Origin of the sequence: Vibrio sp. 10N.261.52.A1 (genome assembly GCF_002876325.1) — a bacterium.
Lineage (GTDB): Bacteria > Pseudomonadota > Gammaproteobacteria > Enterobacterales > Vibrionaceae > Vibrio > Vibrio chagasii.
In genome coordinates this window covers 1-12759 of record NZ_MCYD01000572.1, presented here as the reverse complement: position 1 = coordinate 12759, position 12759 = coordinate 1, and the positions used below count along the sequence as shown (strand labels likewise).

The 12759-nt window shown below is 45.2% G+C and carries 11 protein-coding genes, 2 tRNA genes and 1 pseudogene; all 14 read left to right on the top strand.

Annotated elements, in window-relative coordinates:
* Window positions 1-104 (top strand): SAM-dependent methyltransferase (locus BCT81_RS09265; RefSeq protein ID WP_277869805.1); only part of this gene is annotated, 104 nt, incomplete at its 5' end.
* Between the two features lie 107 nt (window positions 105-211).
* Window positions 212-2179 (top strand): ATP-dependent zinc metalloprotease FtsH, encoded by a 1968-nt coding sequence (ftsH, locus tag BCT81_RS09260; protein WP_102423942.1) that lies wholly within the window; start codon window positions 212-214, stop codon window positions 2177-2179.
* Window positions 2180-2267: 88 nt separating this feature from the next.
* Window positions 2268-3098, top strand: coding sequence for a dihydropteroate synthase (gene folP, locus BCT81_RS09255; protein ID WP_102423941.1), 831 nt, complete (start codon window positions 2268-2270; stop codon window positions 3096-3098).
* Between the two features lie 21 nt (window positions 3099-3119).
* The gene (glmM, locus tag BCT81_RS09250) at window positions 3120-4460 is read left to right on the top strand and encodes a phosphoglucosamine mutase (RefSeq protein ID WP_102423940.1); all 1341 of its coding nucleotides are present in this window, start codon (window positions 3120-3122) and stop codon (window positions 4458-4460) included.
* Window positions 4461-4739: 279 nt separating this feature from the next.
* Window positions 4740-5072 (top strand): preprotein translocase subunit SecG, encoded by a 333-nt coding sequence (gene secG / locus BCT81_RS09240; protein ID WP_061032508.1) that lies wholly within the window; start codon window positions 4740-4742, stop codon window positions 5070-5072.
* Between the two features lie 16 nt (window positions 5073-5088).
* Window positions 5089-5173 (top strand) — tRNA-Leu (locus BCT81_RS09235).
* Window positions 5174-5226: 53 nt separating this feature from the next.
* Window positions 5227-5303: transfer RNA gene (locus BCT81_RS09230), tRNA-Met, on the top strand.
* Between the two features lie 234 nt (window positions 5304-5537).
* Window positions 5538-5993 carry a ribosome maturation factor RimP gene (gene rimP, locus BCT81_RS09225; protein WP_004738265.1) on the top strand — a complete coding sequence of 152 codons (456 nt, stop codon included), beginning with the start codon at window positions 5538-5540 and terminating at the stop codon, window positions 5991-5993.
* Window positions 5994-6028: 35 nt separating this feature from the next.
* Window positions 6029-7516, top strand: a complete 1488-nt coding sequence (nusA, locus tag BCT81_RS09220) for a transcription termination factor NusA (RefSeq protein ID WP_102423938.1) — start codon at window positions 6029-6031, stop codon at window positions 7514-7516.
* Window positions 7517-7538: 22 nt separating this feature from the next.
* Window positions 7539-10229 (top strand): translation initiation factor IF-2, encoded by a 2691-nt coding sequence (gene infB / locus BCT81_RS09215; RefSeq protein ID WP_102423937.1) that lies wholly within the window; start codon window positions 7539-7541, stop codon window positions 10227-10229.
* A 133-nt stretch (window positions 10230-10362) separates the two neighbouring features.
* Window positions 10363-10776 carry a 30S ribosome-binding factor RbfA gene (gene rbfA, locus BCT81_RS09210; protein WP_004738271.1) on the top strand — a complete coding sequence of 138 codons (414 nt, stop codon included), beginning with the start codon at window positions 10363-10365 and terminating at the stop codon, window positions 10774-10776.
* On the top strand, window positions 10776-11729 hold the full coding sequence (truB, locus tag BCT81_RS09205) for a tRNA pseudouridine(55) synthase TruB (protein WP_102423936.1): 954 nt from the start codon (window positions 10776-10778) through the stop codon (window positions 11727-11729). Before rbfA ends, truB begins: the two co-directional genes overlap by 1 nt.
* 206 nt (window positions 11730-11935) lie before the next feature.
* Entirely contained in the window at window positions 11936-12205 is a 270-nt protein-coding gene (gene rpsO / locus BCT81_RS09200; protein WP_004740633.1) for a 30S ribosomal protein S15, read from the top strand.
* Window positions 12206-12561: 356 nt separating this feature from the next.
* Window positions 12562-12759: pseudogene (locus BCT81_RS09195) on the top strand (polyribonucleotide nucleotidyltransferase); the annotation flags it as partial.

The following is a 12759-nucleotide window of genomic DNA, read 5'->3' as shown; positions in this document are numbered from 1 at the left end:
AAGACGTCCGTGAGATGTTTAAAACGGTGAAAGTCAGAAAACCCGACTCTTCTCGAGCTCGTTCTCGTGAAGTGTTTATCGTAGCCACTGGTTACAAAGGTTAACGATTCTCTTCCAAGAGTGAGAGTTAACAATATGGCTACAGGTTACAAACTGTAGTACCCTACCTTTAATTACAATTAGTTATCGAGAGGCTGACACCTTGAGTGACATGGCAAAAAATTTAATTCTGTGGCTTGTTATCGCAGTAGTGTTGATGTCGGTATTCCAGAGCTTCGGCCCTGGGGAAAGTAACGGCAGAGCAGTAGATTACACCACGTTTGTACAGGAAGTTGGCCAAGGCCAGATTCAAGACGCACAGTTCAATAACAGCGAAATCACTTTCACACGTCGTGGCGGTGGTGCTAAGTATGTAACTTACATGCCTGTTTATGATCAAAAGCTACTTGATGACTTAATTAATCAAAACGTAAAAGTTCAGGGCACACCACCTGAAGAGCAGAGCCTACTAGGCACTATCTTCATCTCATGGTTCCCGATGATCTTACTGATTGGTGTATGGATTTTCTTCATGCGTCAAATGCAAGGCGGTGGCGGCGGTAAAGGCGCTATGTCTTTCGGTAAGAGCAAAGCTCGTATGATGAGCGAAGAACAGATCAAAACGTTGTTTGCAGATGTTGCTGGTTGTGACGAAGCAAAAGAAGACGTGAAAGAATTGGTTGATTACCTTCGCGATCCAAGTCGTTTCCAAAAGCTGGGTGGTAAGATCCCTACAGGTATCCTGTTGGTTGGTCCTCCTGGTACAGGTAAAACGTTGCTTGCAAAAGCGATTGCTGGTGAAGCGAAAGTACCATTCTTTACTATTTCAGGTTCTGACTTCGTTGAAATGTTTGTGGGTGTTGGTGCATCTCGTGTACGTGACATGTTTGAACAAGCTAAGAAAGCAGCACCTTGTATCATCTTTATCGATGAGATCGATGCAGTAGGTCGTCAACGTGGCGCTGGTGTTGGTGGTGGTCACGATGAGCGTGAGCAAACACTGAACCAAATGCTGGTTGAGATGGATGGTTTCGAAGGTAACGAAGGTATTATCGTTATCGCAGCGACTAACCGTCCAGACGTACTAGATCCAGCACTACTTCGTCCTGGTCGTTTTGACCGTCAGGTTGTAGTTGGTCTACCAGACGTACGTGGCCGTGAGCAGATTCTTAAAGTACACATGCGTAAGGTTCCACTAGCTGGTGATGTTGAACCATCTCTTATTGCTCGTGGTACACCAGGCTTCTCAGGTGCAGACCTTGCGAACCTTGTGAACGAAGCGGCGCTATTTGCAGCTCGTGGTAACAAGCGTAATGTTTCTATGGTTGAGTTTGAACTTGCTAAAGACAAAATCATGATGGGTGCAGAGCGCCGTTCAATGGTAATGTCAGAAGAAGTGAAAGAGTCAACGGCATACCACGAAGCTGGTCACGCGATTGTTGGTCGCCTAGTACCAGAGCATGACCCAGTGTACAAAGTGTCAATCATTCCACGTGGTCGTGCGCTTGGTGTGACGATGTACCTACCAGAGCAAGATCGTGTGAGCATGTCTCGCCAACATCTAGAGTCTATGATTTCTAGCTTGTACGGTGGTCGTCTTGCTGAAGAACTTATCTACGGTAAAGACAAAGTGTCAACTGGTGCATCTAACGATATTGAACGTGCAACTGATATTGCTCGTAAGATGGTTACGCAGTGGGGCTTCTCTGAAAAACTTGGTCCTCTTCTTTACGCAGAAGAAGAAGGTGAAGTTTTCCTAGGTCGCGGCATGAGCCAAGCTAAGCACGTTTCTGATGACACGACTAAGCTTATCGATGAAGAGATTCGTATCCTTATCGACCGTAACTACGACAGAGCTAAGAAGATTCTCGAAGATAACATGGATATCATGCATTCGATGAAAGACGCTCTGATGAAGTTCGAAACGATCGATGCAGGTCAAATTGATGACTTGATGGAGCGTAAGCAAGAGATTCGTGATCCAGCTGGTTGGGGTGACCAGGTAAAAGCTGAGCCTGCAAAGGAAGAAGCAAAAACTGAAGCTAAGGCAGAAGAAGCTAAAGCGGAACCGAAAGCTGAAGAGTCAAAAGTTGAAGAAGTTAAATCTGAATCAGATGATGCTCAAAACAAAGATTCTTAATCGCTAAACTATCAATTAAAACCCTGAGTACGCTCAGGGTTTTTCTGTTTATAGCCTATGGTGTTTTACCCTTTAAGATCGGCCTTCCATGATATTAAAAGCAAATAATAAAACTCTCGTGTTAGATCGCCCACATGTGATGGGTATCCTCAATGTCACCCCTGACTCTTTCTCTGATGGTGGGAAATTTAACTCACTCGATAATGCCCTACAGCAAGCTGAACGCATGATTCAAGCGGGCGTCAGCATTATCGATATTGGTGGTGAGTCAACTCGACCTGGCGCTCCTGATGTTTCATTAGAAGAAGAGCTTGCGCGTGTTATCCCTGCCATTAAAGCCATTCGTGCCAAGTTTGATGTGTGGATCTCGATAGATACCAGTAAAGCGGAAGTGATGCGCCAAGCTGTTGAAGCGGGCGCTGATTTGATCAATGATGTGCGCGCTTTGCAAGAGCCGGGAGCATTACAAGCCGCCGCTGATGCTAATGTTCCGATTTGTCTGATGCATATGAAAGGCCAGCCAAGAACCATGCAAGCTAACCCAAGTTATGATGACGTTCTTCAGGATGTAGAAGCATTCTTGCAAGAAAGGGTGGAAGCTTGTGAGGCGGTGGGTATTTCAAAAGAGCAGCTGATTCTTGATCCAGGCTTCGGTTTTGGTAAAACCATCGAACACAATTACCACCTACTAGCGCATCTTGAAAAGTTTCATTCGCTAGGCTTACCTGTTTTAGCGGGGATGTCGAGAAAATCGATGATCTTTAAATTGCTAGACAAGGTTCCGGCCGACTGCATGGTCGCAAGCGTCACTTGCGCGACAATTGCCGCGATGAAAGGCGCACAAATTATTCGCGTTCATGATGTCGAGGAGACATTGGAAGCGATGAAAATAATCGAAGTGATGAATAACAATCACTAAATATAATTAAGGAAAATCATCATGTCAGATGAAAGACGTTATTTCGGCACAGATGGTGTGCGTGGCAAAGTAGGCCAGTACCCGATTACACCTGATTTTGTTCTGAAGCTTGGCTGGGCTGCTGGTCGTGTACTTGCGAAGCAAGGTACAAAGAAAGTTATTATCGGTAAAGATACGCGCATCTCTGGTTACATGTTGGAGTCTGCGTTAGAAGCTGGCCTTGCTGCTGCTGGTCTTCAAGCGACATTCACTGGCCCTATGCCTACGCCTGCTGTTGCTTACCTAACACAAACATTCCGTGCTGAAGCGGGTATTGTAATCTCGGCTTCACACAACCCTTACTACGATAACGGTATTAAATTCTTCTCTTCTGAGGGTACTAAACTTCCAGATGACATCGAGCTAGCGATTGAAGCTGAACTTGATAAAGAGATTGAGTGTGTTGACTCTTTTGAGCTTGGTAAAGCGGTTCGTCTAAGCGATGCAGCAGGCCGTTACATTGAGTTTTGTAAAAGTACTTTCCCACATGAAATGACCCTTGCTGGCATGAAGATTGTTGTTGACTGCGCTCACGGTGCGACTTACCACATTGCTCCTGCGGTATTCAAAGAGCTAGGTGCTGAGGTTGTAGCTATTGGCGTTGAACCAAACGGTACCAATATTAACCACGAAGTGGGTGCGACTGATGTTCGTGCTCTACAAGCGAAAGTGCTAGAAGAAAAAGCCGCACTAGGCCTTGGCTTTGATGGTGACGGTGACCGTATCATCATGGTTGATGAGCTAGGTAATAAGGTAGATGGTGACCAAATTGCTTACATCATTGCTCGCGATGCGTTGCGTCGTGGTGAGTTGAAAGGTGGCGTTGTTGGTACACTGATGACCAACCTAGGTATGGAAAACGGCCTTAAGCAATTAGGTATTCCATTTGTGCGCGCTGCAGTTGGTGACCGTTACGTAATGGAACAACTGTTAGCAAAAGGCTGGAAGATCGGTGCTGAAAACTCAGGTCACGTTATTCTGCTAGATAAAGTGACTACTGGTGATGCTATCGTTGCAGCATTGCAAGTTCTTGCTTCAGTTGTTGGCAGTGAGATGACATTGAATGAGCTTTCTCAGGGCATGACGCTATACCCGCAAGTCCTAGAAAACGTTCGTTTCAGTGGTGATTCAAACCCACTGGAAGCAGACGCAGTCAAAGCGGCTGTTGTCGAAGTAGAAGCTGAGCTTGGCGAGAAGGGTCGTGTGCTACTTCGTAAGTCTGGTACAGAGCCACTATTGCGCGTAATGGTTGAAGGTGAAGATGCTGATTTAGTTCAAGCTTCAGCACTTAAGATCGCAGATGCAGTAAAAGCGAATTGCTAATTTAGCGCCTTACTCAGCGAGTGCTATCAAGTATATCTACGAGTAACAAGGGTTAAATAGTATAAAGGTCAAAAGGGACATAAATGGGTTTTGTGTCGCTTTTGGCCTTTTTTTAACCGTTCACTTGGTGAAGGCTTATTTTTTAGCAAATTCTCCTTGTCAGCCATCGCCGCATTCGCTAGTATTGCTCGGCCTTCAGTTAGGAGGTCGCTAGCCTTGTTCTTGAAAATAACTTTTTTGAACGGCGCTGGCTCAACAATTAGGAACATAGGTGGAAAAATGTTTACAGTTCTACTTGTGATTTACCTGTTGGCAGCGCTTGGTGTAATTGGCCTAGTGTTGATTCAACAAGGTAAAGGCGCAGATATGGGAGCCTCTTTCGGTGCTGGCGCTTCAAACACTGTGTTTGGTGCTAGTGGCTCAGGAAATTTCCTAACCCGAATGACTGCAATTTTTGCAACTACATTTTTTGTCCTTAGCTTAGTGCTTGGTAATATGTCTACACATAAAACTGAGTCACAGTGGATGGACCCGACTCAAGGTCAGGTTATCCAGCAAGCTGAAGACGCAGTGAGTGAAGTTCCGGCGCAAGGCGACGAGATTCCACAATAATCTGTAAAGATTTGATGCCGAGATGGTGAAATTGGTAGACACGCTAGCATGAGGTGCTAGTGCCTTAGGGTGTGAGGGTTCGAGTCCCTCTCTCGGCACCATGTTTACAAACTTGTAAAACATCTTGTTGGGCGTATAATGCTCGCAAGTCGGACGCGGGATGGAGCAGCTTGGTAGCTCGTCGGGCTCATAACCCGAAGGTCGTCGGTTCAAATCCGGCTCCCGCAACCAATTTTAAGTGCTATATTTAGTCTTGATTGGTAGCAAGTTTGCACAGTGTGAACCTCACTGTGAGTTAAGTGTGATATCAAATTTGATGGCACTTAGCATATAAGGGTCCAGCAACAAAAACCCCGGCTTATACGGGGTTTTTTGTTATCTAAGCATTTGTAAATGCGTTTAGATAATGTTTGCTTGGAATTTAAATTGGGCTTTGAGCCCTTTTTTTGTTTCTGGAGTGGTTAAATGACTGGTTTAGAAAGACAACTTACTGAAATGCTTGACGCTCCAGTAGCAGCATCAGGTTATGAGTTAGTTGGATTAGAATTTATTCGTGCTGGTGAGCACTCAACGCTACGTATTTACATCGATTCTCCAAACGGCATCAATGTAGACGACTGCGCTGAAGTTAGTCACCAAGTAAGTGCCGTAATGGATGTTGAAGATCCAATTTCAGTGGCTTATAACCTTGAAGTGTCTTCACCAGGTTTAGAGAGACCACTGTTCAAAGCAGAGCATTACCAACAATTTATTGGTCACGAGGTAAGCATCGTTTTGAAAATGGCTGTCGGCAACCGTCGTAAATGGAAAGGTGATATCCAATCTATTGAAGGCGAGACAGTAAAAGTATTGGTTGAAGGACAAGAAGAAGAATTCGTCCTGAGCAATATTGCGAAAGCGAACCTGATCCCTAAATTTTAGTTCTCCTAGAGAGAAGAGCTTAAGAGGCTAGATTAATGAACAAAGAAATTTTGGCGGTAGTAGAAGCTGTTTCTAATGAGAAAGCAGTTCCTCGTGAGCGTATTTTTGAAGCGCTTGAAATCGCGCTTGCAACGGCAACAAAAAAGAAAAGCGAACTAGAAATTGAAGTTCGTGTTGAAATCGACCGTAAAACAGGTGATTTCGAAACTTTCCGTCGCTGGGAAGCTGTTGAAGTTGTTGAAAACCCAACAAAAGAGATTTCTCTTGAAGCGGCTAAGATTGACGATCCAGAGATCGAACTTGGCGGTTTCATTGAAGACGACATCGTGTCAGTAACGTTTGACCGCATTACGACTCAAACTGCGAAGCAAGTTATCGTACAAAAAGTACGTGAAGCTGAGCGTGCTCAAATCGTTGAGCAGTTCATCGATAACGAAGGTGAGCTAGTAACAGGTGTTGTTAAGAAAGTTAACCGTGACACTATCATCCTAGACCTAGGTAACAACGCTGAAGCGGTAATCCTACGTGATGACCAACTTCCTCGTGAAAACTTCCGTCCAGGAGACCGTGTACGTGGTCTTCTATACGCAGTTAAACCTGAAGCTCGTGGCTTCCAGCTATTCATTACTCGCTCTAAGCCAGAAATGCTAGCTGAGCTATTCCGTGTTGAAGTACCTGAGATTGGTGAAGAGCTAATCGAACTTAAAGGTGCTGCACGTGACGCTGGTTCTCGTGCTAAAATCGCTGTTAAAACAAACGACAAGCGCATTGACCCAGTGGGCGCATGTGTTGGTATGCGTGGTGCACGTGTACAAGCTGTTTCTGGCGAACTTGGTGGTGAGCGTATCGATATCGTTCTTTGGGATGATAACCCAGCTCAGTTCGTAATTAACGCAATGGCTCCAGCAGACGTTGCTTCTATCATCGTTGATGAAGATGCACACTCAATGGACATCGCTGTTGAAGCGGACAACCTAGCACAAGCTATCGGCCGTAGCGGTCAAAACGTACGTCTAGCATCTCAACTAACTGGTTGGGAACTGAACGTAATGACGGTTGAAGACCTTCAGAAGAAACACCAAGAAGAAGCCGTTGCTTCAATTGAAAACTTCATGAAGCACCTAGACATCGAAGAAGACTTCGCTCAGCTACTTGTTGAAGAAGGTTTCTCTACACTAGAAGAAGTCGCTTACGTACCAGTAAACGAACTTCTTGAAGTTGATGGCCTAGACGAAGGCATCGTAGAAGAACTACGTAACCGTGCAAAAGATGCACTAACGACTCTAGCACTTGCGAAAGAAGAGACGTTTGACGGTGTTGAACCAGCTGAAGACTTGCTAGCACTTGAAGGCCTAGAGCGTGAAATGGCTTACAAACTTGCAGCAAAAGGCGTGGCAACATTGGAAGACCTAGCTGACCAAGGCGTTGATGAACTAGAAGGCATTGAAGACCTAACTGCAGAACGTGCCGGTGAGCTAATCATGGCTGCACGTAACATCTGTTGGTTCGGCGACGAAGAATAATTCAGCAAGGAGAGAAAGCGGTATGACACAATTAACAGTTAAAGCACTGAGTGAAGAGATTGGTACGCCAGTTGACCGCTTAATTGAACAACTTGCTGATGCAGGCATGAAGAAATCAGGGTCGGATCAAGTAACTGATTCAGAGAAGCAAACATTGCTAACGCACCTTAAAAAGGAGCATGGCGATACTTCTGGTGAAGCAGAGCCGACTCGTTTAACTCTTCAACGCAAGACCCGCAGCACGCTAAGTGTTGCCGCTGGAGGCGGTAAGAGTAAGGATGTTCAAGTAGAGGTACGTAAAAAGCGTACTTACGTGAAGCGCAGCGCTATTGAAGATGAAGCGAAACGTGAAGCTGAGGAAGCAGCGAAGCGTGAAGCGGAAGAGAAAGCACGTAAAGAAGCTGAAGAGCTTGCGAAACGTGAAGCTGCAGAGAAAGCACAGCGCGAAGCTGATGAGAAAGCAAAACGTGAAGCGGATGCAAAACGTGAAGCTGAAGAAAAAGCTCAACGCGCCCAAGCTGAAAAGGCTAAAAAAGACATGAATTCAAAAAATGCAGACGCTAACGCACAAGCGAAAAAAGAAGCGGATGAACTAAAAGCTCGTCAAGAGCAAGAAGCACAGCGTAAAGCTGAAGCTGAAGCGGCGAAGCTAGTTGAAGAAGCTCGTAAACTAGCTGAAGAGAACGAAGCGCGCTGGTCTGAAGAAGAGCAGAAGAAGAAAGAACAAGAGAAGTCTGCGGACTACCACGTGACAACTTCTACTTACGCTCGTGAAGCTGAAGATGCAGCTGACCAGAAAGAAGAAAAAGCGCCTCGTCGTCGTAAGAAGAAAGCAGCTCCAGCTAACCAACCTGGCAACAACCGTGGTGGTCGTAACCAACGTGGTCGTGGTGCTAAAGGTAAGCTTGCTAAACCAACTTCAATGCAGCAAGGCTTCGATAAGTCAGCAACTGTTGCTAAATCTGATGTTGCTATCGGCGAAACTATCGTTGTTTCTGAACTGGCTAGCAAAATGTCAGTTAAAGCAACTGAAGTTATCAAAGTAATGATGAAGATGGGCGCTATGGCGACTATCAACCAAGTGATTGACCAAGAAACAGCACAACTTGTTGCTGAAGAAATGGGTCACAAGGTAATCCTACGTAAAGAAAACGAGCTTGAAGAAGCAGTACTAGCCGATCGTGATAATGATGCTATCGCTGAAGGTCGTGCTCCAGTTGTTACTATCATGGGTCACGTTGACCACGGTAAAACATCGACACTTGACTACATTCGTAAAGCACACGTTGCTTCTGGCGAAGCTGGCGGTATCACGCAGCACATCGGTGCTTACCACGTAGATACTGACAACGGCATGATCACTTTCCTTGATACTCCTGGACACGCGGCGTTTACTGCAATGCGTGCTCGTGGTGCTCAAGCGACAGATATCGTTGTACTAGTTGTTGCAGCAGACGATGGCGTAATGCCACAAACAATCGAAGCGATCCAGCACGCGAAAGCGGCAGGCGTTCCTCTGATTGTTGCTGTGAACAAGATCGATAAAGAAGGTGCAAACCCAGACAACGTTAAGAATGAGCTAGCTCAATACGACGTAATTCCTGAGGAATGGGGCGGTGAGAACATGTTCGTTCACATCTCTGCTAAACAGGGTACAAACATCGATGGTCTTCTAGAAGCAATCCTTCTTCAGTCTGAAGTTCTTGAACTGACTGCAGTTAAAGAAGGCATGGCATCTGGTGTTGTTGTTGAATCTCGTCTTGATAAAGGCCGCGGTCCAGTTGCAACAATCCTAGTTCAGTCTGGTACTCTAAACAAAGGCGACATCGTTCTTTGTGGTCAAGAGTACGGCCGTGTTCGTGCAATGCGCGATGAAAACGGTAAAGAAGTAGCGACAGCAGGTCCTTCTATCCCAGTAGAGATCCTAGGTCTTTCTGGTGTACCAGCTTCAGGTGATGAAGCAACAGTAGTACGTGATGAGCGTAAAGCTCGTGAAGTTGCGAACTACCGTCAAGGTAAATTCCGTGAAGTTAAACTAGCTCGTCAACAGAAAGCGAAACTAGAGAACATGTTCTCTAACATGGCTGCTGGTGAAGTTGCTGAACTAAACGTAGTACTAAAAGCTGACGTTCAAGGTTCTGTAGAAGCAATCGCTGACTCTCTACTGAAACTATCAACTGAAGAAGTTAAAGTGAACATCGTAGGTTCTGGTGTTGGTGGTATTACTGAAACTGATGCAACACTTGCAGCAGCTTCTAACGCTATCATCCTTGGTTTCAACGTTCGTGCTGACGCAACTGCGCGTAACACGGTTCAGAACGAAAACCTAGATCTACGTTACTACTCAATCATTTACCAACTGATCGACGAAGTGAAACAGGCAATGGGCGGTATGCTTGCACCTGAATTCAAACAAGAGATCATTGGTCTTGCTGAAGTACGTGACGTATTTAAATCACCTAAACTTGGCGCGATCGCTGGTTCTATGGTTACTGAAGGCGTAATTAAGCGTAACAACCCAATCCGTGTACTACGCGACAACGTTGTTATCTACGAAGGTGAACTAGAGTCACTTCGTCGCTTCAAAGACGACGTTCAAGAAGTTAAGAATGGTTACGAGTGTGGTATCGGCGTTAAGAACTACAACGACGTACGCGTTGGTGACCAGATCGAAGTATTCGAAATCGTTGAGGTTAAACGTACTCTAGACTAATCGTCTGTACGACTCGACATATTGACTAAGGTTACTAACATTACTAGTAAAGGTAAGAAGTAATCGGTTGTTGAATACACCATGGGGGGCTGGTAATTACCAAGCCCCCCATCTTTCTAAGTGAGAAAAGAAAATGTCAAAAGAATTTAGCCGCACACAACGTGTGTCTCAGCAGCTTCAAAAAGAGCTTGCTCTTATCCTACAACGTGAAGTTCGTGACTCACGTATCGGTATGGTAACGATCTCAGACGTAGAAGTGTCTCGTGACCTTGCGTACGCAAAAGTTTTCGTTACTTTCCTATGTATTGGTGAGCAAACACCTGAATCATGTCTTGCTGCTCTTAAAGAGCACGAAGTGCCAATCCGTATGGCGCTAGGCAAGCGCATTCGTCACCGTCTAACACCTGAAGTACGTTTTACTTACGACAACACACTAGTAGAAGGCATGCGTATGTCTAACCTAGTAAGTGAAGTTCTAAATGACGACAAGCGTAAGCAAGAAGCAGCAGGCCGCACTGACGAAACTCAGTCTAAGGGCGAAGAGTAATGGCTCGCCGTCGTAAAGGTCGCCCTATTAACGGGGTAATTCTGTTAGATAAGCCAACTGGCATTTCATCTAATGATGCACTGCAAAAAGTAAAGCGTATTTACTTTGCAGAGAAGGCAGGGCACACAGGTGCACTGGATCCTCTTGCGACTGGCATGCTGCCAATCTGTCTTGGTGAAGCAACGAAATTCTCTCAGTTTCTTCTAGATTCTGATAAGCGCTACGTTGTGATTGCTAAGCTTGGTGAGCGTACCAATACTTCAGACTCTGATGGAGAAGTGGTTGAAACTCGTGAAGTGAATGTAACTCAAGAGCAACTTGAACGTTGCATTGAAAGCTTCAAGGGTGAAACTGACCAAGTTCCGTCAATGTTCTCTGCATTGAAATACCAAGGCAAGCCATTGTACGAGTACGCTCGTGCTGGTATCGAAGTGCCACGTGAATCACGTAAGATCACTGTCTACTCGATTGATCTGCTTCGCTTTGAAGGTGATGAAGTTGAGATGGAAGTGCACTGTTCGAAAGGTACTTACATCCGCACGATCACGGATGACCTTGGCGAAATGCTAGGTTGTGGTGCTCACGTAACCATGCTTCGTCGTACTGGTGTTGCGAAATACCCTTACGAGCGCATGGTAACATTAGAGCAGCTCAACGAGATCTTAGAGCAAGCACAGGAGCAAGATATTGCACCTAAAGAGCTGCTTGATCCGCTACTAATGCCAATGGACACTGCCGTTGAAGATCTACCAGAAGTTAACTTGAATGCGGAGCTGACTGACCTAGTTCAGCACGGTATGCCTGTTCAAGTTGCTGGTGCCCCAACGGAAGGTACGGTTCGCATGACAAGCGGTGAAGAAAAGCTGTTTGTTGGTGTTGCTCAGATTGCTGACGATGGTCGAGTTGCACCGAAACGTTTGGTTGTTTTCAGAGATGAAGAGCCACAAGCGTAACGCTGAACATCGCGTTTAGCCTTGAAAAGCGAATCAATAAAATAGAAAGCGAACGCTTAATTTAAGCGCTTCGCTTTTTTCGTTTCTAAGGCCATCGATTGTTATTGCACCAACTGACAAACTTCCCTATAATCCACGGCTCGCGTAGCGGCTGAATCAGAGATTGGCTGCTACAAATATTAAACTACTCTTATTAGGAGAGAATTATGTCTCTGAATGCAGAAACTAAAGCAGCAATCGTTGCAGAATACGCGCGCTCTGAAGGCGACACAGGTTCACCAGAAGTACAAGTAGCACTACTTACTGCTTCTATCAACCACCTACAAGGTCACTTCAAAGCTCACAAAGGCGATCACCACAGCCGTCGTGGTCTTCTACGTATGGTTTCTAGCCGTCGTAAGCTTCTTGACTACCTGAAAGGTAAAGACCTTTCTCGTTACCAAGACCTAATCAAGCGCCTAGGCCTACGTCGCTAATAGCGATGTCTGCAAAGACTGTTTGAAGAAAAAGGAGCATTTATTGCTCCTTTTTTTGTACCTGAAAGACAGAGTTTGAACTATTTCACGGAGCTTTTTCAGTACGAAAATATCCCTGTATATAAAAATAGTTTATACTATGCCTCGCCTGTACAGCTAACTGTATAGGTATTATACGACCCAGAAGTTACAGTCACAGATGTCGGCCAATAGGTCGCGACTATTCAAAGTGGATGTACGCTGTATTTTTTTCAATACAGCGAATCAATTCCGTCTGCTTCGACTAGTCGCGATTGGTGATTTTTGGGTTTCAACTTACTGACTCTAAAGAACAATCTTTAGATAAAGGAAATACAATGTTTGAGAAACCAGTTGTAAAAACGTTTCAGTACGGTAACCACACAGTTACTCTAGAAACTGGCGTTATTGCTCGTCAAGCTACTGCAGCAGTTATGGTAACAATGGACGATACTTCAGTATTCGTATCTGTTGTTGGTAAAAAAGAAGCGGTACAAGGTCAAGACTTTTTCCCTCTAACGGTTAACTACCAAGAG